The 23,764-nt window shown below is 44.5% G+C and carries 29 protein-coding genes and 1 riboswitch; of the genes, 19 read left to right on the top strand and 10 right to left on the bottom strand.

Annotated elements, in window-relative coordinates:
• The first annotated feature begins 119 nt into the window (after positions 1-119).
• From metA to V5G21_RS20280, 4 genes are all read left to right on the top strand, one after another.
• Positions 120-1,031: a homoserine O-acetyltransferase MetA gene (metA, locus tag V5G21_RS20295; protein ID WP_035201374.1), complete on the top strand. Its 912-nt coding sequence runs from the start codon at positions 120-122 to the stop codon at positions 1,029-1,031.
• A 64-nt stretch (positions 1,032-1,095) separates the two neighbouring features.
• Entirely contained in the window at positions 1,096-1,938 is an 843-nt protein-coding gene (locus tag V5G21_RS20290) for an alpha/beta fold hydrolase (protein WP_179289560.1), read from the top strand.
• A gap of 44 nt (positions 1,939-1,982) precedes the next feature.
• Positions 1,983-3,209 carry an EAL domain-containing protein gene (locus V5G21_RS20285; protein ID WP_235360746.1) on the top strand — a complete coding sequence of 409 codons (1,227 nt, stop codon included), beginning with the start codon at positions 1,983-1,985 and terminating at the stop codon, positions 3,207-3,209.
• A 40-nt stretch (positions 3,210-3,249) separates the two neighbouring features.
• Positions 3,250-3,591, top strand: a complete 342-nt coding sequence (locus tag V5G21_RS20280; protein WP_051881089.1) for a hypothetical protein — start codon at positions 3,250-3,252, stop codon at positions 3,589-3,591.
• A 37-nt stretch (positions 3,592-3,628) separates the two neighbouring features.
• On the opposite strand, the gene V5G21_RS20275 is transcribed toward V5G21_RS20280, so the two are convergent.
• On the bottom strand, positions 3,629-3,943 hold the full coding sequence (locus V5G21_RS20275; RefSeq protein WP_011246988.1) for a YppG family protein: 315 nt from the start codon (positions 3,941-3,943) through the stop codon (positions 3,629-3,631).
• Positions 3,944-3,957: 14 nt separating this feature from the next.
• Complete coding sequence (locus V5G21_RS20270) at positions 3,958-4,380, bottom strand: Hsp20/alpha crystallin family protein (RefSeq protein WP_011246987.1); 423 nt, start codon at positions 4,378-4,380, stop codon at positions 3,958-3,960.
• 65 nt (positions 4,381-4,445) lie between these two features.
• On the opposite strand from V5G21_RS20270, the gene V5G21_RS20265 reads away from it, so the two are divergent.
• The 5 genes from V5G21_RS20265 (at position 4,446) to V5G21_RS20245 (ending at position 8,727) form a co-directional block, all read left to right on the top strand.
• Positions 4,446-5,369 carry a dipeptidase gene (locus V5G21_RS20265; RefSeq protein ID WP_011246986.1) on the top strand — a complete coding sequence of 308 codons (924 nt, stop codon included), beginning with the start codon at positions 4,446-4,448 and terminating at the stop codon, positions 5,367-5,369.
• A gap of 117 nt (positions 5,370-5,486) precedes the next feature.
• The gene (locus V5G21_RS20260) at positions 5,487-6,362 is read left to right on the top strand and encodes a chemotaxis protein (protein WP_011246985.1); all 876 of its coding nucleotides are present in this window, start codon (positions 5,487-5,489) and stop codon (positions 6,360-6,362) included.
• A 268-nt stretch (positions 6,363-6,630) separates the two neighbouring features.
• Positions 6,631-6,942 (top strand): HesB/YadR/YfhF family protein, encoded by a 312-nt coding sequence (locus tag V5G21_RS20255; protein ID WP_011246984.1) that lies wholly within the window; start codon positions 6,631-6,633, stop codon positions 6,940-6,942.
• Positions 6,943-7,012: 70 nt separating this feature from the next.
• Positions 7,013-7,543, top strand: coding sequence for a peptide-methionine (S)-S-oxide reductase MsrA (gene msrA / locus V5G21_RS20250; protein WP_338465530.1), 531 nt, complete (start codon positions 7,013-7,015; stop codon positions 7,541-7,543).
• Between the two features lie 17 nt (positions 7,544-7,560).
• Positions 7,561-8,727 (top strand): alpha/beta hydrolase, encoded by a 1,167-nt coding sequence (locus V5G21_RS20245; protein WP_011246982.1) that lies wholly within the window; start codon positions 7,561-7,563, stop codon positions 8,725-8,727.
• Between the two features lie 28 nt (positions 8,728-8,755).
• On the opposite strand, the gene V5G21_RS20240 is transcribed toward V5G21_RS20245, so the two are convergent.
• Entirely contained in the window at positions 8,756-9,007 is a 252-nt protein-coding gene (locus V5G21_RS20240) for a hypothetical protein (RefSeq protein ID WP_011246981.1), read from the bottom strand.
• A 295-nt stretch (positions 9,008-9,302) separates the two neighbouring features.
• On the opposite strand from V5G21_RS20240, the gene qoxA reads away from it, so the two are divergent.
• The 4 genes from qoxA to qoxD are packed head-to-tail and all read left to right on the top strand — an operon-like array spanning position 9,303 to position 13,151.
• Complete coding sequence (gene qoxA / locus V5G21_RS20235) at positions 9,303-10,241, top strand: cytochrome aa3 quinol oxidase subunit II (RefSeq protein WP_081427714.1); 939 nt, start codon at positions 9,303-9,305, stop codon at positions 10,239-10,241.
• 33 nt (positions 10,242-10,274) lie between these two features.
• Positions 10,275-12,218 carry a cytochrome aa3 quinol oxidase subunit I gene (qoxB, locus tag V5G21_RS20230; RefSeq protein WP_011246979.1) on the top strand — a complete coding sequence of 648 codons (1,944 nt, stop codon included), beginning with the start codon at positions 10,275-10,277 and terminating at the stop codon, positions 12,216-12,218.
• 3 nt (positions 12,219-12,221) lie between these two features.
• A complete protein-coding gene (gene qoxC, locus V5G21_RS20225; RefSeq protein WP_011246978.1) occupies positions 12,222-12,836 on the top strand; it encodes a cytochrome aa3 quinol oxidase subunit III in 615 nt (204 codons plus the stop codon).
• Positions 12,837-13,151, top strand: coding sequence for a cytochrome aa3 quinol oxidase subunit IV (qoxD, locus tag V5G21_RS20220; RefSeq protein WP_011246977.1), 315 nt, complete (start codon positions 12,837-12,839; stop codon positions 13,149-13,151). It abuts the gene before it with no gap.
• Positions 13,152-13,189: 38 nt separating this feature from the next.
• On the opposite strand, the gene ywcE is transcribed toward qoxD, so the two are convergent.
• Positions 13,190-13,471 carry a spore morphogenesis/germination protein YwcE gene (ywcE, locus tag V5G21_RS20215; protein ID WP_011246976.1) on the bottom strand — a complete coding sequence of 94 codons (282 nt, stop codon included), beginning with the start codon at positions 13,469-13,471 and terminating at the stop codon, positions 13,190-13,192.
• 191 nt (positions 13,472-13,662) lie between these two features.
• On the opposite strand from ywcE, the gene V5G21_RS20210 reads away from it, so the two are divergent.
• Together V5G21_RS20210 and V5G21_RS20205 are read left to right on the top strand one after the other, a co-directional pair.
• The gene (locus tag V5G21_RS20210; RefSeq protein WP_011246975.1) at positions 13,663-13,935 is read left to right on the top strand and encodes an acylphosphatase; all 273 of its coding nucleotides are present in this window, start codon (positions 13,663-13,665) and stop codon (positions 13,933-13,935) included.
• Between the two features lie 130 nt (positions 13,936-14,065).
• Positions 14,066-15,445 (top strand): alanine/glycine:cation symporter family protein, encoded by a 1,380-nt coding sequence (locus V5G21_RS20205; RefSeq protein WP_011246974.1) that lies wholly within the window; start codon positions 14,066-14,068, stop codon positions 15,443-15,445.
• A gap of 61 nt (positions 15,446-15,506) precedes the next feature.
• On the opposite strand, the gene V5G21_RS20200 is transcribed toward V5G21_RS20205, so the two are convergent.
• Positions 15,507-16,736: an aminopeptidase gene (locus V5G21_RS20200; protein ID WP_011246973.1), complete on the bottom strand. Its 1,230-nt coding sequence runs from the start codon at positions 16,734-16,736 to the stop codon at positions 15,507-15,509.
• 119 nt (positions 16,737-16,855) lie between these two features.
• Positions 16,856-16,899: riboswitch (PreQ1 riboswitch) on the top strand.
• Between the two features lie 43 nt (positions 16,900-16,942).
• Between V5G21_RS20200 and queC the strand changes: the two genes are divergently transcribed.
• Genes queC through queF form a run of 4 tightly spaced genes read left to right on the top strand, consistent with a single transcriptional unit; the run spans position 16,943 to position 19,245 of the window.
• A complete protein-coding gene (gene queC / locus V5G21_RS20195; protein WP_011246972.1) occupies positions 16,943-17,608 on the top strand; it encodes a 7-cyano-7-deazaguanine synthase QueC in 666 nt (221 codons plus the stop codon).
• Entirely contained in the window at positions 17,605-18,030 is a 426-nt protein-coding gene (gene queD / locus V5G21_RS20190; RefSeq protein ID WP_011246971.1) for a 6-carboxytetrahydropterin synthase QueD, read from the top strand. Before queC ends, queD begins: the two co-directional genes overlap by 4 nt.
• Positions 18,023-18,736, top strand: a complete 714-nt coding sequence (gene queE, locus V5G21_RS20185; protein ID WP_035201359.1) for a 7-carboxy-7-deazaguanine synthase QueE — start codon at positions 18,023-18,025, stop codon at positions 18,734-18,736. Before queD ends, queE begins: the two co-directional genes overlap by 8 nt.
• Positions 18,737-18,747: 11 nt before the next feature.
• A complete protein-coding gene (queF, locus tag V5G21_RS20180; RefSeq protein WP_011246969.1) occupies positions 18,748-19,245 on the top strand; it encodes a preQ(1) synthase in 498 nt (165 codons plus the stop codon).
• 228 nt (positions 19,246-19,473) lie between these two features.
• Here the strand turns inward: queF and V5G21_RS20175 are convergent, their stop codons facing one another.
• From V5G21_RS20175 to V5G21_RS20155, 5 genes are all read right to left on the bottom strand, one after another.
• Positions 19,474-20,088, bottom strand: a complete 615-nt coding sequence (locus V5G21_RS20175) for a response regulator transcription factor (RefSeq protein WP_011246968.1) — start codon at positions 20,086-20,088, stop codon at positions 19,474-19,476.
• Positions 20,085-21,176 carry a sensor histidine kinase gene (locus V5G21_RS20170; RefSeq protein WP_011246967.1) on the bottom strand — a complete coding sequence of 364 codons (1,092 nt, stop codon included), beginning with the start codon at positions 21,174-21,176 and terminating at the stop codon, positions 20,085-20,087. Before V5G21_RS20170 ends, V5G21_RS20175 begins: the two co-directional genes overlap by 4 nt.
• A gap of 97 nt (positions 21,177-21,273) precedes the next feature.
• Positions 21,274-21,960, bottom strand: a complete 687-nt coding sequence (locus V5G21_RS20165; protein WP_011246966.1) for an ABC transporter permease — start codon at positions 21,958-21,960, stop codon at positions 21,274-21,276.
• Positions 21,957-22,691: an ABC transporter permease gene (locus V5G21_RS20160; protein ID WP_011246965.1), complete on the bottom strand. Its 735-nt coding sequence runs from the start codon at positions 22,689-22,691 to the stop codon at positions 21,957-21,959. Before V5G21_RS20160 ends, V5G21_RS20165 begins: the two co-directional genes overlap by 4 nt.
• On the bottom strand, positions 22,688-23,635 hold the full coding sequence (locus V5G21_RS20155) for an ABC transporter ATP-binding protein (protein ID WP_035201357.1): 948 nt from the start codon (positions 23,633-23,635) through the stop codon (positions 22,688-22,690). Before V5G21_RS20155 ends, V5G21_RS20160 begins: the two co-directional genes overlap by 4 nt.
• Positions 23,636-23,764: the final 129 nt, after the last annotated feature.

Here is a 23,764-nt window from a genome sequence, read left to right as displayed (position 1 = left end):
CGAGTGTTTTGTTTGCGTCTGAACGAGGTTAGCGACTCTGTCGACGCTATCACTATTCTTGAAACGCTGTCCTTATTGCGTTAAGATGGTTAAAAACAAAGATGCGGGAGCGAGTTGCCATGCCGATAAAAATTCCAGACCACTTACCTGCGAAGGAAATTCTGTTAAAAGAGAATATTTTTATAATGGATGAAAGTCGGGCGTACACACAAGATATCCGGCCATTGAAAATTTGCATTTTAAACTTAATGCCGACTAAACAAGAAACCGAAACGCAATTGCTGCGGCTGTTAGGAAACACGCCTTTGCAAGTTGATGTTTCTTTGTTGCATCCAAGCACCCATTCGCCGCGCAATACATCAAAAGAACATTTGAATCTTTTTTATAAAACCATTGATGAAGTGAAACAACAAAAATTTGACGGGATGATAATTACTGGCGCCCCAGTTGAGACGTTGCCTTTCCATGATGTGAATTACTGGAATGAAATGACGTCTATCCTTGATTGGACGACAACCAATGTCACGTCGACTTTACATATTTGTTGGGGGGCTCAAGCTGGTCTTTATCATCATTACGGTATTAAGAAAAAGCCGCTAACGACAAAGCTTTTTGGCGTCTATTCACATAAGCTAGAGGTGAAAAACGTCAATTTGCTACGAGGCTTTGACGATGTTTTTTACGCTCCCCATTCTCGCCACACCACGGTTAGCCGCGAAGACATTGAGCGTGTTGATGAGCTGATCGTTTTAAGCTCCTCGGAAGAGGCGGGTGTCTATATAGCCTCTTCTAAAGATGGAAAGCGTGTATTTGTCATGGGCCACTCTGAATATGATGCACATACGCTAAAACAAGAATACGAACGCGACGTAAAGCGTGGGATTGCCTGTGATCCGCCGTTTAATTATTTTCCAGAAGGCAATGTCGATGCGCTCCCACCTTTGCAATGGCGCGCCCATTCGAATTTATTGTTTTCTAATTGGCTTAATTACTACGTATATCAAGAAACCCCATACCATTTAGATGATTAAAAACCGAGCAATCGGTTTTTTTTCGTGTTCGTGCGAAACACTAATCAAAAAGGGGGGGCTGGTTGTGCAAAAGGTTCGGCCAGATCGTGCATCGTATCTATACATTCAGGGAGCAAGCGTTTATTTTGAATACTACCGTTGCCAAACGCAAGAAGCAAAAGGAACGTTGCTTTTGTTGCATGGTTTTTTAGCGTCCTCAGCCTGTTTTCATCAATTGGTTCCTTATTTACACAAGGATTATCACCTGATCAGTTGTGATTTGCCTGTGTTTGGCCGCTCAAGTAAGGCACCAGGAACGGCCTATTCTCTTTATGGTTATGCCCGTCTTGTCGTTGAATTGGCAGCTAGGCTCGGCCACGCACATGTGACAATTGTTGGCCATTCTATGGGCGGACAAGTGGCCTTGCATGCGGCCAAAGCATTCCCTGATCAAATTGACCGCCTTGTGCTGTTGGCAAGCTCTGGTTATTTAAACCGTGTTAAAAGAACATACCGCGCTATATCGCATTTGCCTTTTGCAGCCCCGGCCATTTACGCAGCCATTCGTCGCCAAGATGTGCGCGCCTTTTTGTGTGAAGCTGTTTACGATAAGCGGGTAGTTACAAAAGCAATGGTTAATGCATATACTTTGCCTCTTAGCGACGCCTCAATTGGCAAGGGATTGATCCTACTTGCACGGCAAAGGGAAGGTGATTTAACATCTGCAGCACTGCATACCATTGTCAAGCCTTGTTTAATCATCAACGGACGAGAAGACCCCGTTATTCCTGTACAAACAAGTGTACGTTTAGCAAAAGACTTAGCTAACAGCCAACTCATTTTGCTAAAGCGATGTGGCCATTTGTTGCCAGAAGAAAAGCCCAGCCTTATAGCAAAACATATGAAACGGTTTCTGAGAAAGACATAAGCGCGTATTTGAACGATAAGAGTATGGTACAATGGGTGGGAGAGGTGATTCCATTGGACCCGCTAGATATTATGATGAACAAGAACCGGGTTATCCCTTTTTTTCTTCCGATCGTAAGTGCAGACAAACAGCAAGTGGTTGGCTATGAAGTCCAACCTTATTGGATGGAGGCAAATGAACGGATCAAGTTGAACTGGTTTTTCGAAGATAGAAGCATTCCTAGCGAATACCGCCTCGAACTAGAAGACGATTTGCAGAAAAAAGCAATTGACTTGTACACAGCCGAAAACGGAAAAAAAATGCTTTATTTCAATTATGATGTCAGGCTATTAAAAAAACAAGCAGGTCAGATGCTGTTGGACCGGCTGGAAGCAATGCAGCAACTCGGCATCCCCTTAAAACGCATCATTGTTAACATTGTGTGTGAACAGAGCGTTGAAGAGTTGCTGGAAGTGAAACATACGATGGTCTATATGCAAAGTTTAGGCGTGCAGCTTGCAGTGAATGCCGATTATTCAGCAGCCAACCAACTGGAGTTGTTCACAAAACTAAAGCCGAATGTTATTTGCGTCAACTGCTCGTTTCTAGAAGAAAATTTGTTGCCAGGGATGTATCGAGATGTCCATCAGCCGTTGGCTCTTTTCGCCCGCAAAATTGGCGCAACCCTTTTGTTTCAAGGGGTTGAAACGTTTGCGCAGTTTAATTATGCGTGGCGCAGCGGTGGGCGCTACTATCAAGGTCCTTATTTCCAACAAGCAACCAAAGGGTTTGTCGACGAAAACAGCTTTAAAGACAAATTAAAAAAAGATATGCATCACTTTATCCACTATGAAAGAGAAAAAATGAAGGCGCAATTTACGCTGTCTAACCAATTGTCGCAAACATTAAAACAAGCAATGAAGGACTTGAAACAAGACCAAGGCTACGATGAAATTGTTTTAAACGTGGCAAAAGCGTTAAATGCTTATACATTCCGCGTCTACATTTGTGATGAAGACGGGATCCAACAATCAGCCAATGCTGAGAAAGATGCAGAAGGAAATTGGCTGCTGTTGAAAGAAAGCCGCGCTAAAAACTGGAGCTGGCGCCCTTATTTTCTTGAGAACATTGTGCGGATGAATGTAGAGAAAAAAGGGATTTTATCGGATTTATATACAGATATTGAACGAGATGAGCAAATCCGTACCTATTCTTATCCGCTTAACGACAAGCTTTATGTTTTTGTTGACATTCCTTATGCATTTTTGTTTGAACAAAATGGATTGTTGTAAAGCATCGAGCGGGTCAAGTTAGCCGCAGGAAGGAGAAGGAATGAACGTTTCGATAACAGCTGCAGCCCATACGTATTTAAGCGAACGAGGGCATGAAGTCGTCCGTATTGCCGCCAAGGATACGTATGAATGTAGCACAATGGTGGAGTACTTTATCCAAGAAGGAATTGTGGAAGCAGGTGACCAAACCGTTGACGTTGAAGGACTCACGGTGATTTATAACGAAAAAGCAGAAGCGGAAATTGGGAACGAAGTTAAAGTAGACTATGTACCATCACAGGGACTAAAGTTAGTGGCACCAACTGGGGTGCTAGCCTATGCCCAGCGAGTCCGTTCAAGCTCGATGCCAGCAGATGGTGGCGATAGCCGCTGTGGGCGGTAAGGCATTTGTGCCAGGCAGCACTTTAGCCTGGCACGTGCTATCTAGTGAAAAAACTGCTAATTCTTGATACATACGGCGACACTTGCTGGAATGTTTTTACAAATTTATCGACTGAAGTCGCTGTTCGGGAGAGGTCGAATTTTCCTTCATCGTCTGTAAACGGAGCTTTCCAGATCGACTTCTTTTTAGGCGCCGCCTGTTGCGGGAATCCGCTTTGCTGGAACGGTTGTGGCATTTGGTGATAAGGTCGGTGCTGATAAGGGGGATGTTGAAAACCAGGCTGTTGCCGTTGCATAAACGCCTGATTATGGCTCATCTGCTGATGATGGGGGCGTCGTGGCGCAGGAAACATGGCATAGCCTCCTTTCATTTAATCGAAATCGTTTTCCGCTTTCCTTTAATGACGATGCGCAGCAACCCATTTTCATAATGGGCTTGAATGTCCTCTTCGGTAAAAGGAAATGGGACAGGAATCGCGCGCTCACTCTTGGAAGAAGCATGTTGTTTGGTGATTAGTTTCGTCTCGTCATCAATGGTCGTGATTTCGCCCTTGTGTCGGACACGGATAATAAGTGCTTGCCGTAGCGATTCCAACTCAATTTGCTCTTTTTTAATTCCTGTAAGTTCGGCCTCTATCACAAAACGGTCTGGTTCTTCTTTAATACGTACCGGTATGGAGGAACCAAACAATTGTGTTGAAAAGTTCCGAAATGCCGACTGAAAAAACTGATCGATTGACGCCATAAAGTCATGGCCGCCCCCTGGTTTCCGTGGGAAATGTTCAGACATCATCAAACCTCCATCCCTTTTAACTGCTCTATAATATGAGAAAAGGGAAAGAAAGGTGATTTGACATGAAGATAATTGATACACACTGCGATGCTCTTTATAAACTGTGGCGTGATGAGGACAAAGCGTTTGCCGATGACGAAGACATCGCGACAAATGCAGCAAGGTTAAAACAAGGGAATGTGTTTGTTCAGTTTTTTGCCATTTGGGTGCCGTCAACTGTTCCGCAAGAATCAAAATTTCAAGTGGTGCAAAAGCAAATCAATGCATTTTATGAGCGTGTCCTTGCTGTGCCGAACATGAAGGCGATTCGCTCATTGGCTGAAATCTCTTCCTTGAAAGCAGGGGAAATTGGTGCTGTCCTTGCTTTAGAGGGGATGGATGCCTTAGGAGCAGATATGGGCAAATTGGAATGGTTGTATGAGAAAGGGGTTTCCTCCATTGGCTTAACATGGAACGACGCCAATTTATGCGCCGATGGCATTGGGGAAATGCGTGGCGCCGGGCTGACCGAATTTGGCAAAAAAGTGATCGCATTGAATAACAAACACCATGTGCTGAATGATGTTTCTCATTTAAGTATTGCTGCTTTTTGGGATGTCCTTGAATGCTCAAAAAAAACGATTGCCAGCCATTCAAATGCGTATGCTGTTTGCCGTCATCCCCGCAATTTGCACGATGACCAAATTGATGCACTGATTGCAAAGGACAGTTTCATCGGCGTCGTATTCTACCCTACTTTTATAAAAAGCGAGCTGGGCGCTTCTATTCACGATCTCATTTGTCATATTGACTACATAGCAAGCCGGGGCGGGGTCGACCATATCGGTTTTGGTTCAGACTTTGACGGTATTTCTATTCATGTTGACAAGTTAGAGCACGCAGGCATGTATGAACATTTAGTAAACGAACTATTAAAACATTATAAAGAATCGGAAGTTGAAGGGTTTTGCAACAAAAATTTCATTACAAAAGCAATAGGCAGATAAAGCGTCGGGATATCAACGGCGCTAGTACAAAATTCTCTATTTTTACTGGCCGAGGCTAAACCGCTAAGGTAGAAGCGCCGATATATTAGGATGAAGGCTTAGTTCGGAGGGAATCGTATGGCGCTTAACATATTTCAAACGGAAGAGCAACGTTATGACCAGGAGCTTGTTTTGTTTAAAGCAGGACAGTCTACCTATGCATTAAATGTATTAAAAGTAAAAGAAATTATTCGACCAGTTCCAGTAACGGAATCACCAAACCGACATAGCATCGTTGAGGGCGTCATTCAAGTGCGCGGCCAAGTAATTCCATTAATCAACTTGTACCGCCTCTTGGAAATAGACGAAAGTGAAACGGTCTATTTTCTCGTAATTGAGATGGGGGAACAATTATTTGCGTTAAAAACGGGACCTGTCTCCCATGTTCACCGTACTCACTCTAGCATAATCAAACAACCAGATGCTGTCACAAAAGGAAAAGAAGCGTTTGTGAGCGGGGTGATTCCGTTGCCAGACAATGGCGTTGCCTTCTCCCTTGATTTGGAGAAAGTGCTTCACTTTATCCAACCGTCTCATATGCAAGGGGCAATGGCAACGGACGAGCGCCGTCGCAACTACCCGCTTCTATTAGTAGAAGACTCCAAAACGTTGCGTTCACTTCTTGTTGATGCATTGAGAGAGGCTGGCTATGAAGACGTTACAACATTCGATAATGGAAGGGATGCGTCTCGTTATTTGACGGATGATGCATGCCCACTATATGAGGCGATCGTTACCGACATAGAAATGCCTTATATGAACGGCCACGAACTGACGAGGCATTTGCGCCAAGACAGTCGCTATCAAGAAACCCCCGTTATTGCGTTCTCTTCGCTAGACAAAGGACTGATGGAACGAAGAGGGGAAGAAGCCGGCGTAACCGAGCATGTGGCCAAGCCAGACATCCATCAACTCGTCGATGCCCTTGATCGGCAACTATTGGAAAAAAAGTGAGTCCATTTAACGGATTCGCTTTTTTGGTTTTAGTAACTCTAGCTGCTCAGTTGTAATAAGACCGGCTTTATGGAGGAGGCATGCATAAAGGTAATGATTTTTTTTAACGAACATGCTGTGTCACTCCTTTTCAAACAGTTTATTCTCTTATGCAAAAAAGTTTCTCTGATGCAAAAAAATAGGCTGCTAAAAGCCGGATTTTGGACGGTTATTAAAAATCTTGGTATGATAGAAAGACGAAGCAAGACTCTACAAGGAGGCAAACTAGATGGAAATTAAGGTTACGAAACCTGCGATAAATTGGTTTAAACAAGAGTTTTCGGAAGCAGAAGAACCTGTCCCGATTCGATTTTATGGCCGTTATGGTGGCTGCGGATCCTTGCAAAGCGGTTTTTCATTAGGGATGAGCCAAACGGAACCAACTGAACCGGCTGTTGTTTATGAAGAGGGCGGTTTTTTGTTTTTTATTGAAGAACAAGATAGCTGGTATTTTAAAGATCAGCTTGTCCGGGTGAAATATAGTCGTAAGAAGGACGAAATCGAATTTGAATATGAACAACAAGCCAACCGCGAACAATAGGCAGTACTAGCAACATTCTCATGTGAAAGAATAGAAGTGAAAAGGAAGAAATGGGGAATGAAAATTGGCAATCGAGAAAGCAATGTTTGCAGGCGGTTGTTTTTGGTGCATGGTCCAGCCGTTTGATCAGCTGCCAGGCATAAAAGCAATTGTATCAGGCTATTCAGGCGGTCATACGAAAAATCCGACTTATGAACAAGTAAAAACGGGCGAAACTGGACATTATGAAGTGGTAGAGATTACGTATGATTCAGAACAGTTCCCTTACAGCAAGTTGCTTGAGCTGTACTGGCCGCAAATTGACCCAACGGATGATGGCGGCCAATTCCAAGACCGTGGAAGTCAGTACCGCACGGCTATTTTTTATTATACAGAAGAACAAAAGCAGTTAGCAGAAGCGTCGAAAGCAGAATTAAACAATAGCAACCGCTTTAACAAGCTAATTGTCACTGCGATTCTTCCTGCATCCACGTTTTATCGGGCCGAGGAAGAGCATCAAGATTTTTATAAAAAGCAGCCAAAGGCTTATAAACAAGACCGGGCGCAAAGCGGAAGAGACGAATTTATCGCAATGAACTGGAAAGAAAACAAACCGAGATAGCCGGGAAGGAGGCACTCATGGAGATGTTTTCCAAATCTGTCAAAAAGGGAGTAGCGGTCTTTGCTTTGGCGGCCGTTACGATCAGCTTAATCTCGATTTTTTTTGTGCAAAGCTGGCGCTATACAGAAGCGGGAAAAGTGCCTCCAAAAACGGCTGTGTTGCTTCACGCCGTTAACAACCGGCTTTTGCCTGAAGGGAAACTGGAAGCGCCTGCTTTTTTAGCAGTCAAAGCGCCGCCAACGATTGAACGTCATCAAGTCACGGTTCCGACTAGGGATGGGGAAGACATTCCAGCGACTGTTTATCAGCCTATCGCTGCTGGGCCACACCCGATCATTGTTTACTATCATGGAGGCGCGTTTTTGGAAGGGTACGGCGACTTGGATACTCATGACAATATTATCCGTTCGCTCGCAGCCCGAACTGGTGCTATTGTAGTTGCCCCAGCTTATCGGCTTGCTCCGACTTATGCTTTTCCTACAGCGGTAAACGATAGTTATGATGCCCTTACCTGGGCTTATGAGCATGCAGACGTGCTAGATGGCGATAGAGATAGGCTTGCAGTGGCTGGCGATAGCGCTGGAGGAAACCTTGCTGCAGCTGTTGCTATCATGTCTGGAGAAGAAGGCGGTCCTGCCTTGTCAGGACAAGCGCTCCTTTACCCGTTGGCTACTTTTGAAGATACGAAATTCCCGTCACGTGACATGTATGCAAGTGGCTTTTATTTTTTATCCCGGGCCGTTATGGAAATGGCGCAACAATCGTATGCGCCCAATGAAGCGGATTGGACATCGCCTTACACATCGCCTCTTAATGCTGAAGACGTGTCGATGATGCCGAGCACGCTTGTTATAACGGGCGAGTTTGATCCGTTACGTGATGAAGGGGAAGCATTGGCAAAACGTTTGTATAATGAAGGGATCTATGTACAAGCACAGCGGTTTAATGGAGTGATGCACGGCTTTATCTCTTTCTATGAAGTGATGGAGCGAGGGGACAAAGGGCTGCAATCAGCGGCGGCTTTTTTGAAAGAGGCGCTAAACAAGGAATTGCCTGAGCCACAAAATAGCCAGCCATTTGCAGTTGAAGTGATCGACGGCCGTGATTCTTGGCGAGATGAGGCAGAAGCGTATGTGATTGGCGTGTATTTATTGTTTAAGCACATGATCCAAGTATTTGAATAAAAACCAGCCCGGCAATAGGGGCTGGTTTTTATTGGAACTGATTATTTCGTGCAAAAGCGACAAATGTGTCTTCAGCCTCGTTTAATCCACACGCCCCACATTGGATGCGAATCGATGGGCCTTTGTATGGCATATGGAAGGCATCAAGTGAATCTTCGCTGTACGTTTCAACAATTTCACCAGTTTGTGGACTTAATTTGACAGGTTCAACTTGTTGAACGATGCGGTGGAACCTTGTCCGGTTGGTTTTGCACTTTGGACATAAATATGGATCATTCATATTATCACTCCTTACGTTTAGTATGGACAAAAAAAGGGAAAGGCATGATTGGTTAACAAGAAAAGTTTGGGAAAGTTGTGTCTGCTTCTCAACTTTTTTTTGTCGAATTTATGATAATTGTTGGTAACCGCTTTAATAGCAGAGCTTTTTTTAAGCGAAAGTGGTAGGATGGAGTACAGCTATGTTGCTGGTTTCTGCTTCACAAAGTATACATGCAACAATTAGTTATTTTGCCAAAAGAAAGGTGATTTTATTGCGTACACCATCGAAAGTCTTTAAATGGTTTGCTCTAGCGATGGTCGGTCTCTTTCTGAGTGGTTGTGGGAATTTGACGGTCCTTGACCCACAAGGTCCTGTAGCGGAACAGCAAAGCGATTTGATCATGCTATCCATCTGGTTTATGATTTTCATTGTTTTAGTCGTGTTTGTTTTGCTTACAGTCATGATTGTCAAGTACCGTGACCGAGGAAACAATGACAATTACGATCCGTCGATTGAGGGCAGCCACAAGTTGGAATTCGTTTGGACGATTATTCCAATTATTATTGTCACCATTCTTTCTGTACCAACTGTCATAACCATTTATAATTTGGAAGAAGCTCCTGAAGTGGCTGAAGGCAGCGTCCAAGTTGATCCGCTTGTCATTCACGCAACAAGCGTAAACTGGAAATGGATCTTTAGCTATCCAGAGGAAAATATTGAAACGGTCAATTATGTCAATATCCCTGTTGATCGACCAGTCCAGTTCAAATTGACTTCAGCAGATTCAATGGCATCGTTTTGGGTACCGCAGCTTGGTGGACAAAAGTACAGCATGTCGGGCATGGAAACAGAATTGTTTTTAATGGCTAATGAACCAGGCACGTACAATGGCCGTAATGCAAACTTCACAGGCGAAGGGTTCACGGAGCAACGGTTCCTTGTTAATGCCGTAACAGATGAGAGCTATGATTCATGGGTGGAAGAAGTGCAAGCGGAAGCACCACCATTGTCAGAAGAAGAATACGCACATCTAATGGTTCCAGGTCACGCTGAAGAAATGACATTCTCTTCAACACATCTTGAGTTTGTCAACCATGCTTATGATCCGACATACGCGCTTGAGAAAAGTGCAGAACTTGGATATGAGCCACTAAATCCGCATTCGAGAGAAGGCAAAGCGTACGAAATGCCAAAACTGACGCAACCAATTGACACATCAAGAACATATAAAGTGGAATTGGATGATGAGTAATGGCGCAAACAACGGAAGAGAGGGGATTTACCGTTGAGATGGGATGAATTTATTGTAACGGGAGACCCGCTTATACTTGGTGCGCAAATTTCCATCGCTTTATCAAGTATAATTGCAATTGTCGCCCTTACTTATTTTAAAAAATGGAAAGTGCTCTGGACGGACTGGATCACATCCGTTGACCATAAAAAGATAGGGATTATGTACATTGCGTGTGCGTTGTTAATGCTTTTCCGCGGTGGCGTCGACGCAATGATGATGCGTTTGCAATTGACCGCCCCAGGCATGACATTTTTAAACAGCCAGCATTACAATGAAATTTTCACGACCCATGGCACAATCATGATCATTTTCATGGCGATGCCTTTCCTGATTGGTTTAATGAACGTTGTCGTGCCGCTACAAATCGGCGCGCGTGACGTTGCGTTTCCATTCTTGAACAATTTAAGTTTTTGGACATTCTTCTTTGGAATGGCACTTTTTAATATTTCTTTTATCATTGGCGGTTCGCCAGCGGCAGGATGGACATCGTATTTTCCACTTGCCTCGAATGACTTCAGTCCTGGCGTCGGTCAAAACTTTTATGCGCTCGGTCTTCAGCTTTCCGGTATCGGAACGCTAGCCACAGGGATCAACTTTATTGTCACGATCTTTAAAATGCGCACTAAAGGCATGACGCTAATGAAAATGCCGATGTTTACATGGACCGTTTTAATCACGTCAATGATTATTGTCCTTGCGTTTCCAGTGTTGACTGTAGCGCTAGCAATGATGACATTTGACCGGCTGTTCGGCACTGCGTTCTTTACCTTGCAAGGCCAAGGCCTTGATATGCTTTGGGCCAACCTATTCTGGATTTGGGGCCACCCTGAAGTGTATATCGTTATTCTCCCGGCATTTGGGATCTTTTCTGAAATTATTTCAACGTTTGCGCGCAAAAAGCTGTTTGGCTACAATGCGATGGTCGCTTCCGTTGTAATCATTTCGTTTTTAAGTTTCCTAGTATGGGTGCACCACTTCTTTACAATGGGGAATAGCGCGGCTGTTAACTCGTTTTTCTCGATTACAACAATGGCGATTTCAATTCCGACAGGTGTCAAAATCTTTAACTGGCTCTTTACGCTACACAAAGGAAAAATTAGAATCACGGTGCCGATGCTGTGGTCGCTTGGCTTTATCCCGAACTTTGTCATCGGCGGGGTCACAGGCGTAATGTTGGCTATGGCAGCAGCTGATTACCAGTACCATAACACGTATTTCCTCGTGTCCCATTTCCATTATGTCCTTATTGCGGGAACGGTGTTTGCCTGCTTTGCTGGTTTGGTTTACTGGTATCCGAAAATGTTTGGCCATCGTTTAAACGAAAAAATTGGCAAATGGGTCTTTTGGATTTTTATGATCGGTTTCAATATTTGCTTCTTCCCGCAGTATTTTCTCGGGCTTGACGGCATGCCGCGGCGGATTTACACATACTTGGAATCCGACAATTGGTTTTCGCTTAATGCGCTCTCCACAGTGGGTGCTTTCATGATGGCGATTGGATTTGCGTTGTTCGTCTATAATATTTACTACAGCTGGCGTTATGAAAAACGCGATACAACGGGCGATCCATGGGACGGCCGCACATTGGAGTGGGCGACGTCTTCAGCAATACCGCCATTTTACAACTTTGCCAAAGTCCCTGAAGTAGCGGAACGTGATGCTCTCTGGGATATGAAAGAAAAAGGCATTGATCCAAATGCCGATACGAATTACCAGAAAATCCATATGCCGAGCAATACATGGCTTGGACCAGTGATGAGTTTGATCATGTTCATTGCTTCCTTTGCCCTCGTATTTAGTTGGTTCCCGCTTGCGATTATAGGCGGTATTGGAATTTTCATTTGCATGATCATCCGCTCCTTTGATTACAACGACGGGTATTATGTAAGTGTAGAAGAAATTACAGAAATTGAAAATAAAGCGAGGGAGGCGTAAAACGTGGCAGCACATGAAACGATAAATCCAAACGAACCACTTGAATATCAATCAGCTGAAGGTCGCAACAATATCCTAGGTTTCTGGATTTTTCTTGGCGCTGAATTCGCTTTGTTTGCAACGCTGTTCGCCTCGTATTTTGTCCTCGTTGACAGAAATGCCGGGGCCGTGCCATCTGCGGAACTGTTTGATTTAAACCTTGTGTTAATCATGACGTTTCTGCTTTTGACAAGTTCGTTTACTTGTGGGATCGCGATCCATGAAATGCGTGCCGGTAGAATGAATCAAACACTTGTCTGGATTGGTTTGACGCTTTTACTAGGCCTTGGATTTGTTGGCTTTGAGATATATGAGTTTATTCATTATGTCCATGAAGGGGCGACCTTGTCGGCAAGCGCCCATTGGTCAACATTCTTTGTGCTGCTTGGCACACATGGCTTGCACGTCTCGATCGGCATCGGCTGGATTGTGTTGTTGGCGATTCAAATGCTAAAACGCGGGTTTACGCCGCGGACAACGTCTAAATTTTTCATTGCCAGCCTGTATTGGCACTTTTTAGATGTTGTATGGATTATGATCTTTACCGGCGTATATTTGCTAGGAATGGAGTGGGTGTAAATGGCACAGGAAAAAGAAACAGCAGCCAACCACCACGGTTTTCCTTGGAAACATGTGATTGGCTTTGTGCTCTCAATTGTCCTCACGCTACTAGCAGTATGGGTAATGTCGCAAACCAATTTGGCTTGGGATGTACGTATCATTATTGTCTTTGTGTTTGCCTTTATCCAGATGACAGTACAGCTTCATATGTTTATGCATATAGGTGAAGGCAAAGCAGGTTACGTGCAAGTCGGCCACACATGGTTTGCCATTATCATTGCGGTGATTATTGTAATCGGTTCTTATCTAGTATTGAGAACGGGCCACATTTAAAGAAAAAAGCGCATTCCCAGAGCTGGAATGCGCTTTTTTTATTCAGTCGACTGTGTAAAACGCCTTGATTTGCTGCGGAGGTGTGGGTAAACATAAAGAACAAGGGCAGCAAAATGGGCGATAAAGACGTTGATCAGAAACGCTGTGACAAATGCAGAGTGGTGAAGGTCGAACAAAAATCCATCAAAAATGTGGGCAAGGGCTAGCACCCACATGACAATGATAAACGGAATGCTGGCAAGGGCAATTTTTCGGTGTTCCAGCCACAAAAATAATGGCGTCGCGCTGGCGACAAACATATAGGCGAAAAACAAATCCATTTGAACCACTCCTTTCCCAAGTATTCCATCTTTGTGAACAATAGATGTCAATATTGTGTCTGTTTTGTGCACTTTTATACTATCACAAAATCGACACAATTGAAAGCGTTTGCTATTAATTTGGGCGACGTTTTTTGCTTTGGCAAATGGGTATGGTACAATCAAGCAAATCAGTTAAGGGGGAGCCTATGATGAAACGGTATGAAGTCGAAGTAACAGGAAGAGTGCAAGGGGTTGGTTTTCGCGCTTTTGTGGAACAGACAGCGAGCCAATATCCCGTAACGGGCACAGTTCAAAATCGCCCAGAAGGTTCCGTGGTCATCCAAGTCCAAGGCGAGGAGACTGAAATAGAACAGTTTTTAGCAAAAGTCGGGCAAGGTAACCATTTTGCAAAAGTTGAACATATGGAGAAGAAGGAAATTCCTAAAAAAGAAAAGGAGGGGCGTTTTTCGACCATCTACTGACTACTATCATTGTTGCCAATTTCGCTTTAATCAGCGAGATTGGTTTTTTTTGTAGACTTCTAGGCATAAATTCACTAAACTAAATTTATTCAATTTAAAAAGAAAAAAATCGACAAAAGGGGGCATGTTTGTGAGTTTCAGTAGCATAGTCGATGCAATTAATAATGTAGTATGGGGGCCGATCACATTGTTCCTCATTGTAGGAACAGGGATTTATTTGACGATTAGGCTTCGTTTTTTGCAAATTAGGGACTTGCCTTATGCATTAAGGTTGACGTTTGGCAGAAGCAAAAAGAAAGGAAAGAGTGGAGAAGGGGATATTTCCCATTTCCAATCATTAATGACGGCTATGGCGGCGACACTTGGCATTGGCAATATGACAGGTGTGGCTTCGGCGATTCTTTTAGGAGGCGTTGGCGCCCTTTTTTGGATGTGGGTCGCGGCTTTTTTTGGAATGGCAACCAAGTATGGGGAAGCGATTTTAGCTGTCAAATACCGTGTCGTTAACCATAAAGGTGAAATATCTGGCGGCCCGATGTATTATCTTGAAAAAGGGCTAGGTTGGAAATGGCTTGCTATTTTGTTTGCGCTGTTTGGTTGTTTGGCGTCTTTTGGCATTGGCAATATGACACAATCCAATACAGTCGCAAGTTCATTGGCAACCAACTTTGACGTCAATCCATGGGTAACGGGCTTTATTTTAATGGCATTGACAGGTTTGGTGTTACTTGGAGGAATTAAGGGCATTGGCCGTGTATCGGCTGTATTTGTCCCATTTATGGCGCTCTTTTATATGACTGGCGGCTTAATTATTATCGTAATGAATATTACACACGTACCTGAAGCATTTGCGACGATTTTCCGTGAAGCTTTTAATACCGATGCCGCTTTAGGAGGCACAATCGGTATGGCAATTCGTTACGGGATTGCCCGCGGCGTATTTTCGAACGAGGCAGGCCTCGGTTCAGCGCCAATTGCTGCTGCTGCCGCAAAAACAGACTATCCTGGCAGGCAAGCGCTCGTCTCTATGACGGGAACCTTTCTTGATACGATGATTGTTTGTACGATTACAGGGCTGACGATCGTCATGAGCGGCTTGTATATTGGCCGACCAAGTGACGACCAAGCGCTCATTACAGGAGAAGCGTTTGAGTTTTTCCTTCCTGGCGCCGGTAATTATATCGTTGTATTCGGCATTATCTTTTTTGCCTATTCGACGATTATTGGCTGGTCTTATTATGGTGAAAAATGTTTCGGCTATTTATTCGGTGATAAAAATACAATTATTTACAAAATTATTTTCGTGGTTGTCGTCATGATTGGCGCTGGTACAAGCGTGCAAATTGTCTGGGATATTGCTGATATCTTTAATGGGCTTATGGCGATTCCAAACTTAATTGGTCTGTTGCTACTTTCCAATGTCATTGTTAAAGAAACCGATAAATTTAAGCAAGTCCGTTTGCAAGAACGACAGCAGGCAAAACAAACGAGTAAGCAAATAGTCAGTTAGGACTCGTACGTTCATAAAACGAAAAGCGATGTGCAGCCAGCACATCGCTTTTTTTAACGGGTTAAATTGCCCAATCGCCGTTGCGGAACACAGGTACTCGGTTCCCGTCTTTATCCACCCCGTCGATATCCATATCGGCGGCGCCCATCATAAAATCAACATGGGTAATGCTTTGGTTTAAACCATTTTTTTCAAGTTCTTCAGGGCTCATCGTTTTGCCGCCTTCAATATTAAAAGCATAGGCGCTGCCAAGAGCCAAGTGATTCGACGCATTTTCATCAAAAAGGGTGTTGTAAAAAATAAGGTTTGTGTCTGAAATCGGCGAACGGTGTGGCACGAGTGCAACTTCACCAATGTAGCGTGCCCCTTCATCACTGTCAAGCAGGCGTTTCAGCGTTTCTTCCCCTCGTTCAGCCGAAAAATCGACGACTTTTCCGTTTTTAAAGGTCAACGTGAAATTAGTAATCAGCGTGCCGCCATAATTAAGTGGTTTTGTGCTTATGACAGTGCCGTTAACACCATCTTTTTTAGCAGCTGAGAATACTTCTTCTGTCGGCATATTCGCAACAAAGTCAATGCCTGCGTTGCTTGTGCTTCCTCCAGATGTCCAAATGTGGGTTTCAGGCAGTTCAATCGTTAAATCAGTCCCTTTTCCTTTGTAATGGAGGGCATGGAAATGATGCTCGTTTAATTTGTTTCTTTTTTCATCAAGTGTGGCGAGGTGTTGCTTCCAAGCAGCTACAGGGTCTGTTTCATTGATACGTGTTGCCGCAAATATCGCTTCCCATAACTTTGTCACTGCTTCTTCGCCTTTCGCGTCAGGGAATACTTTTTCTGCCCAACTGACTGTAGGAACAGCCACAATCGACCAGCTCACTTTATCAGACTGGATGTAGCGTCGGAATGTGTCTAATGCCATGCCAGCTGCTTTGTTGGCTCTGGCAACACGGTCAGGATCTGCGTCTTTTAATAAGTCTGGATTTCCGCCAGTTATACTTAAAAAGGCAGCATTGTTGTCTGCTTCTTCTTCAAGCGCTTTCGCTTGCCAATTTGGATATTCATCAAACGCTTCGTCTGGAGCGAGCTCAAATTTCATTTTAGTTAATTCCTCATCGCTCCACTCGACACGGACATGTTTGGCACCAGCTTCGTACGCTTTTTTGGCGACTAGACGGACGAAGTCTGCGGCAAAAAGCGGCGCACGCACAAACAATGTTTGCCCTTTTTGGATGTTGACGCCAACACGCACAGCCAAATTTGCGTAATTCTCGACTTTTTCTTGAAATGACATAACGAACGCCTTCTTTCTGCACGAATGATTTTCCTTCTATAGTAGTTTACCAATTTCATGGAGATATGCAAACAAATCCACACAAGAACATGGTAAAATGAAGGTTGCACGATAATTAGAAAGAAGAGGTTCGCGAACTCCCTCTATAAAAAACTAACCAATTGTTGGAGTATCCGAATGCTCGTTCTCAAAAGGAGAAATGTAGCATGTTAGAAGACAAAGCTGTCGTCGTCTTTAGCGGCGGCCAAGACAGCACGACTTGCCTATTCTGGGCAAAGGAGCGTTATCGTTCGCTCCACGCAGTCATTTTTGACTATGGTCAGCGCCACAAGGAAGAAATCCAGTGTGCTGTTGACATCGCCAATGAGCAAGGGGTTCCTTATAAAGTCTTTGATATGGGCTTGTTGAACCAGCTTACGGCAAACGCGCTAACGAGGGAAAATATTAGCGTCCAAGCCGGTGAAGCAGGGGAATCGCCTAGCACATTCGTCGCTGGGCGCAACCATTTGTTTTTATCGTTTGCCGCTGTATATGCACGGGAAATGGGGGCAAAGCACATTATCACTGGCGTTTGCGAAACAGATTTTAGTGGTTACCCAGATTGTCGCGACGTGTTCGTTAAGTCATTAAATGTGACGTTGAATTTAGCGATGGACGAACAATTTGTGATTCATACTCCGCTCATGTGGCTAAATAAAAAAGAAACATGGGCATTGGCTGATAAAATGGGGCAACTCGAATACATTCGAGCGAAGACGCTCACTTGTTATGAAGGGATTCGCGGAGACGGTTGTGGGACTTGCCCATCTTGCCAGCTCCGTCAAAATGGATTGGATCTCTATTTGCGCGAGAAGGCAGGTGCGGGCCAATGATCCAGCAAATTTATCCGGCGCCAATCCATTCATATCGCTATGAACTGAACAAAGATATGCATGTGGCCGCTGCTCATTACATTGACGATGAACGGGCTGGCCGATGCCAACGTGTCCATGGGCACACGTATTTTATCAATTTGACGATTGTCGGGGATGCCCTTGACGAGACTGGATTCCTTGTTAATTTTAGCAAGTTAAAACAAGCGGTTCATGGCCGCTTTGACCATCGTCTTCTTAATGAAGACACGCTGTTTGAAACGGCCCCTCCTTCTACTGAAAAAATGGCGGAGACCATTTACAAAGTCGTCCAAGAGCAGCTTGATACTTGTCCAAATCGGCCACTGTGCATTCAAGTGTATGTAAGAGAGACGCCTACTAGTTATGTTGTCTACCGGCCGAAGGAGCATGCCCGTGGCTAAATTGATTCCCGTTGTTGAATTGTTTGGGCCGACCATTCAAGGAGAAGGAATGGTGATCGGGCAGAAGACGATGTTTGTGCGTACAGGCGGATGTGATTACCGTTGTCGCTGGTGTGATTCTGCTTTTACATGGGATGGCAGCGAAAAGAGTGAACCGTTGTCTGCAGAAGAAATTATAGAGCGCCTTGATTCACTTTGTGAAAATGGGTATAGCCATGTCACCATTTCCGGCGGAAATCCAGCGATTCATAAAGGCATAGGTGAACTGGTGGCATTGCTTAATGAAAAGGGCGTTGCCACAGCGATTGAAACACAAGGAAGCATCTTTCAATGTTGGATCAATCGCGTCGATGAAGTGACAGTTAGTCCGAAACCGCCAAGTTCAGGAATGGAGACAGATTGGACAAAGCTCGATTTGTTTTTGCAACAATTACAAGCACCGGCGGTAAGCTTAAAGGTTGTCGTGTTTGATGACGCAGACTACCAATACGCGAAGCATGTGCATAAGCGCTATCCAACAGTGCCTTTTTACTTGCAAACAGGGAATGAAGATTTTGCTGAAAAAGAGGATCCTCGCTTTCTGGAGAAACGAATGGGCGCTTACGAAGCTCTCGTCGAAAAGGCGCTAGCTGACAAGGAAATGAACAACGTCCGAGTTCTTCCACAGCTGCACACATGGCTATGGGGCAATAAGCGGGGCGTGTAGGAGGAGATACTATGGCAGGAAGACAAGAAAAAGAGCTTCAAAATGTGACATTGCTCGGCAGTGAGCAAACGGAATACAAATACAGTTATGACCCTCGTGTTCTTGAGACATTTGACAATCAGCACCCTTATCGGGATTACATGGTTAAATTCAATTGCCCAGAATTTACGACGTTATGTCCGAAAACAGGGCAACCTGATTTTGCAACCTTGTACATTAGCTATATCCCTGAGCAAAAAATGGTTGAGAGCAAGTCGCTGAAGTTGTACTTATTTAGTTTTCGCAACCACGGCGATTTCCATGAGGACAGTGTCAATACGATTATGAATGACTTAATTGAATTAATGGATCCACGCTATATTGAAGTGTGGGGAAAATTTACGCCACGTGGCGGCATTTCCATAGACCCTTACTGCAACTATGGCAAAAAAGGGACAAAATACGAGGAAATCGCGAACTACCGGTTAATGAACCATGACCTGTATCCTGAAACGATAACGAACCGCTAATAGACTTGCAAAGGGGACGCGGTGCTTTGACGTTGCCGCCAATGGCAACAACATCGTCCACGTTTGCCGAAAACGCTTTGTCATTCGTGTGGAGAGGCGAACAAGATGTATGTTCATGAGCAACGAAGGACAAGCGTTAACTACGGACTAAAAGTGCAGGGGACAACCCTGCGCTTTTTTTGTATGAAACACAACACAGAGTCTTCTATTGAAGTTGGCCCACGCCTATTATCTGTTTGTTTGATGTTTCCAATAGTAGATCGCCAGTTGGGTGCGATCCCGCAGTTCGAGCTTGTCAAGAATGACAGAGAGTGTATTCCGTACAGTACCGACACTTAAAAATAGATGGGCTGCAATTTCTTTGTTTGAAAGCCCTTGGGCAATGCATTCGGCAATCTCACTTTCCCGCTTTGTTAATCCGGCGAGGGCGTCGGCATGGGGTTTCACCAATTGCTTGAGCACATCGGCGTCCAGTACAGATGAACCGGCGCTTAAGGCACGGATTTGCTTGGCCATATTGGCTACCGCTGTCGATTTGAGCAAATACCCTTCTGCTCCAGCCTGCAAAGCGAGGCGAATGTTTTGTTCATCTTGGAACGTTGTTAGCATCATAATTAACATTTCTGGCCAGCGGCTTTTGATTTCTTTTGTACTTTCAATGCCATCCATTTCGGGCATGCGAATATCCATCAATACGAGGTCAGGCGCTTTTTTCTCTATTTGTACAAGTGCTTCACGGCCATTGTTGGCAGTGCCTACGACAGTAAAATCATCTTCGTTGCCAAGAAGCAGTTCGAGACTCTGGCAAACGAGCGCATCGTCATCAACAATAAGAATGTTCATCTCGCATCTTTCCTTTCTTGGATTGGCAGGACACAAACAATCGAATAGCCCGATGAGCGATTTACAGACAAGCTCCCGCCAGCGGCGCGTGCACGGATTTTTAAATTTCTCAAGCCACTGCCGTCTGTGGACTGAGCAGAACAAGTGCCGTTATCTTGGATGCTGAGGCGGACAATCGTCTCTGTGACATCTAGATGAACAGTGACTTTTGTCGCATCGCTATGCCTGGCGACATTTGTTAATGCTTCTTTTAAACAAGGGATGAGCAAACTCCAAAGATAGACAGGGACGCTGTCCATATTGCCTGACTTTTGGTAAGAAACAGGACAGTATGTAAAGTTTTCGGTAATCGATTCAATCGTTTGCTCGCCGATTAAGGCGACGGGAGTCATGTCATGGACGGTGTCCCGTAACCGTTTTGTGCTCCGTGTTAACCGTTTTTTTACTTGTGCAAACATTTTTTCTGCCTGTTCGCCATGTTGACACTGTTCATAGGCTTGGAGGGCGAGTAGCGCGCCAGTGAGATCGTGGCCGAGGTGGTCGTGGAGATCCCGGGCAATGCGATTTCTTTCTGTTAGTTCCGCCATTTGTGCCGTTTCGCTATTGGCCTGAAGCAAATCGATTTTTAACCGTTCCAGCTCATAACGTGCTTTTCGTTCTTGGTCGATTTCACGCCAAAAAGAAGTCCGTTGTTGTTGCCAATGGCGGAGTACAGTCCCAAACAAGGCAGCGCTTAAAAGAAAGACAACGAAATGAACAGTGGCAGCTCCACTGGCGAAAACGATAAAAGGGATAGGCACACAATAATAGGGCCTTCCTCGCCATAAACTCTCCACTAAAGGCAAGGCAAGACCATATAAGCTCCCTACCCAAAATGGTGAAAAGAGCAGGCAAAAACATAAATCAATGAGCACAGTCCAGCTGGGCAATCGTATTCGCCAACGGAGCGCTGCCATGATTGCCAGCAACATAACCAAGACAAACGGGACCTTCGTTCCGTTTTCGATAAACCACAAAACTGTAAGAAAAAACAAGCCGCCGATTCGCCATAATCCCATATAAAAGCTTGGTCTTGCCAGTTTTGCCATCGGCTAGCCCTCCTACCATTTTTCTAGCTTTAACTATAACGACATCTGACTCCTAGCTCAAGTGCCAGGAGTCGATAAAAAGCTCGGCAGAACGACCCTAAGCGATTTTACGGATACTGCCAATGATCAGAAAACAGACAGAATAGAGCAAGAGCATCCCATGAATGAGCCATATGTCTGCTGTCTGACCGCCGAGGGCGATCCACTTCATACCTGACGATAACCAATAAGTCGGAAAAATGACAGCGAGTCGTTCAAAGCCGGCCGGCATCATCTCGATGGGCATAATAAGTCCGCCAAGGAGGGCGATTAACACAACAATGGACATAAACACAAGAAAAGACGTCTCTTTGTTGCGAAACAGGGAAATCCAGGCAAGCGCAAAAGCAAGGGATGTCAAACTAAAAGTAACGAACAAACAGAACACCGCAAAGGGCGAGTATAACTCTTGGCCATACAAAACGCCTCCGCCAACTGCTAGCGCACATTGGAAAAGGAGAATTACCATGTAGGCAAGCAAGTTTTGCCAAAGATAGTGTAGATGGCTGATTGGTGCAACAGCTAAACGTTTGACAACGCCTTTGAGCCGGTCTTCCAACATCATGGAAGACAAACGAATGCTGACAAACAAGATGAGCACGCCAAAATAATGGTAGCCAAAAGGAAGAAAAGGCCATATTTCACTGGCAGGGAGAAAAATCGCTGCAACAGGAAAGAGAGTTAAAAATAGAAGGTTGGTCTTGTTGCGAAAACTTCGTTTAAGGGCAAATTGAAAAATTGTCATCCCATTCGCCTCCGCCCAAGCGCAAGCATGACAAAGAAGGCAACAATGATTGCTCCGAGTAAAATGCTTACATTAAGCCATACTTCTGCAACGTTTCCTGCTTGATATTCAAAAATCGCAGCGCTAGCGAGCGTCAATGGATTTCCATATGAACCCATAAACTCAAAAAAAGCATTTTCTGGCATGGGGAAAAATAAACCAGCAAGCACAATCGCACCGATGCCATACACTTCACTTAGTCGTTCTGCGACTTTAAACTGTTTGACGGCAAACGTGAACATGAGGCAGACGATGCTTGATAACAGGGCCATTAATGCGATCACAAACACGGCCCAGCCAATGTTCCCCCATTCAACATTGAAGACCCAAAAAGAATAAAACACCAAAATGCCCCCTAGAAAAATGGAAAATAGCGTCCCGAGGACACTGATCGAGAATGCATACAGCGTTTGGTTAAAAGGCAGTGACTGAATGCGAAAACGGCGCTCCGTGAAAAAGTCTTCATGTATATAGGACATGACGATTGAGCCTCCAAACAGTTGAAAGGCAAGAACCATAAAAGTGGTTGATTCTTGAATGTAAGGCATACCAGCTTCTGTTTTAGAATCACCTAAAATAAGCGCAAAAAATGTAATCAACACAATCGGAATTCCGAGCAGCAACAATAACACAATCCAATTGCGGATCAGCCGCAATACGGTAAACCGCAGCGTAGGAAGAACATTGGTCATTCTTTTGCCTCCCCATCACGCAGCTGCTTGCCAGTAAGGGTGAGAAAAACGTCTTCTAAATTTGGTTTTTCAGCATGGATGCCGAGCAAGCCGCCATGTTCCTTGATAATTGAAACGACGCGGTCAAGATTGCCTGCGCCGGCTTTTGAAATAACGGTTATGTTGCTGCCATCAACAACAACTTGTTTCACCCCATCCAATTGTTCCAAACGAGAAATAGGTACGAGCGCTGGCTCGGTCACATCGATTTTGATTTTTTCTTCATGTTGAATCGTTTTAATTAGCTCATCAACGGTGCCATCTGTGATGATTTGCCCTTGGTCGACAATTACGACACGAGAAGCAATCGCTTGCACTTCTTCCATATAATGAGTCGTGTACAAAATCGTCGTGCCGCGTTTTCGTAATTCTTGTACAGCTTCTAGAATGTGGTTGCGCGATTGAGGGTCGATACCGACTGTTGGTTCATCCATGATTAACAGCTTTGGCTGGTGGGTGAGTGCACAAGCAATATTTAAGCGGCGTTTCATCCCACCTGAAAATTTGTTTGGAGCGGAGCGTGCATTTGTGGAAAGGCCAACAAATTCGAGCGCCTCAGCAACGCGTTTTTTTCGCTCCTCTCCGCGCAGGCCATAAACGCCAGCAAAAAATTCTAAGTTTTCTTTTGCAGTCAATTCTTCAAAGACAGTTAATTCTTGAGTGACGAGCCCCATTTTCGATTTGTTTTTTTTCGTAAATGGGTTTTTCGTTGATCCGAATAACTCGATTGTTCCTCGATCAAAAGGAATCATGCCTGTTAGTGTATGAATGAGTGTCGTCTTCCCAGCCCCGTTAGGACCAAGCAACCCGACAATTTCACCTTCATGAATGTCCAAGTCGACATGATCTAAGGCAAGATGGGAGCCATATCGTTTGACCACTCCTTGCAAAGAGGCAATCACCATGTTCATCACCTTTTCGTGTGTAGGATACATGTAGTATCGCGTAAATCTGAACCGGCGAGTAGTTCCATTTGTCACTAAATGAAAAAACAAGGGCCAATGCTTTCGAGTTTTACTCATACCAGACAAACC

Source organism: Shouchella rhizosphaerae, from assembly GCF_036700015.1.
Lineage (GTDB): Bacteria > Bacillota > Bacilli > Bacillales > Bacillaceae_D > Shouchella > Shouchella rhizosphaerae.
The sequence above is the reverse complement of the archived record's forward strand: the minus strand, read 5'-3'. Positions and strand labels throughout refer to the sequence as shown.

Excerpts from the sequence above, each read along its gene's own strand:
- V5G21_RS20270 (WP_011246987.1), bottom strand. The coding sequence starts at position 4,380 with ATGTCTGAACATTTCCCACGGAAACCAGGGGGCGGCCATGACTTTATG.
- queF (WP_011246969.1), top strand. The coding sequence starts at position 18,748 with ATGGCAGGAAGACAAGAAAAAGAGCTTCAAAATGTGACATTGCTCGGC.
- ywcE (WP_011246976.1), bottom strand. The coding sequence starts at position 13,471 with ATGGATTTGTTTTTCGCCTATATGTTTGTCGCCAGCGCGACGCCATTA.
- V5G21_RS20200 (WP_011246973.1), bottom strand. The coding sequence starts at position 16,736 with ATGTCATTTCAAGAAAAAGTCGAGAATTACGCAAATTTGGCTGTGCGT.
- V5G21_RS20245 (WP_011246982.1), top strand. The coding sequence starts at position 7,561 with ATGGAGATGTTTTCCAAATCTGTCAAAAAGGGAGTAGCGGTCTTTGCT.
- qoxD (WP_011246977.1), top strand. The coding sequence starts at position 12,837 with ATGGCACAGGAAAAAGAAACAGCAGCCAACCACCACGGTTTTCCTTGG.
- V5G21_RS20255 (WP_011246984.1), top strand. The coding sequence starts at position 6,631 with ATGGAAATTAAGGTTACGAAACCTGCGATAAATTGGTTTAAACAAGAG.
- queD (WP_011246971.1), top strand. The coding sequence starts at position 17,605 with ATGATCCAGCAAATTTATCCGGCGCCAATCCATTCATATCGCTATGAA.
- V5G21_RS20260 (WP_011246985.1), top strand. The coding sequence starts at position 5,487 with ATGGCGCTTAACATATTTCAAACGGAAGAGCAACGTTATGACCAGGAG.
- V5G21_RS20170 (WP_011246967.1), bottom strand. The coding sequence starts at position 21,176 with ATGGCAAAACTGGCAAGACCAAGCTTTTATATGGGATTATGGCGAATC.
- V5G21_RS20160 (WP_011246965.1), bottom strand. The coding sequence starts at position 22,691 with ATGACCAATGTTCTTCCTACGCTGCGGTTTACCGTATTGCGGCTGATC.
- V5G21_RS20265 (WP_011246986.1), top strand. The coding sequence starts at position 4,446 with ATGAAGATAATTGATACACACTGCGATGCTCTTTATAAACTGTGGCGT.
- V5G21_RS20240 (WP_011246981.1), bottom strand. The coding sequence starts at position 9,007 with ATGAATGATCCATATTTATGTCCAAAGTGCAAAACCAACCGGACAAGG.
- V5G21_RS20175 (WP_011246968.1), bottom strand. The coding sequence starts at position 20,088 with ATGAACATTCTTATTGTTGATGACGATGCGCTCGTTTGCCAGAGTCTC.
- V5G21_RS20280 (WP_051881089.1), top strand. The coding sequence starts at position 3,250 with ATGAACGTTTCGATAACAGCTGCAGCCCATACGTATTTAAGCGAACGA.
- qoxA (WP_081427714.1), top strand. The coding sequence starts at position 9,303 with ATGGTCGGTCTCTTTCTGAGTGGTTGTGGGAATTTGACGGTCCTTGAC.
- V5G21_RS20275 (WP_011246988.1), bottom strand. The coding sequence starts at position 3,943 with ATGTTTCCTGCGCCACGACGCCCCCATCATCAGCAGATGAGCCATAAT.
- metA (WP_035201374.1), top strand. The coding sequence starts at position 120 with ATGCCGATAAAAATTCCAGACCACTTACCTGCGAAGGAAATTCTGTTA.
- V5G21_RS20155 (WP_035201357.1), bottom strand. The coding sequence starts at position 23,635 with ATGGTGATTGCCTCTTTGCAAGGAGTGGTCAAACGATATGGCTCCCAT.
- queC (WP_011246972.1), top strand. The coding sequence starts at position 16,943 with ATGTTAGAAGACAAAGCTGTCGTCGTCTTTAGCGGCGGCCAAGACAGC.
- V5G21_RS20165 (WP_011246966.1), bottom strand. The coding sequence starts at position 21,960 with ATGACAATTTTTCAATTTGCCCTTAAACGAAGTTTTCGCAACAAGACC.
- V5G21_RS20210 (WP_011246975.1), top strand. The coding sequence starts at position 13,663 with ATGAAACGGTATGAAGTCGAAGTAACAGGAAGAGTGCAAGGGGTTGGT.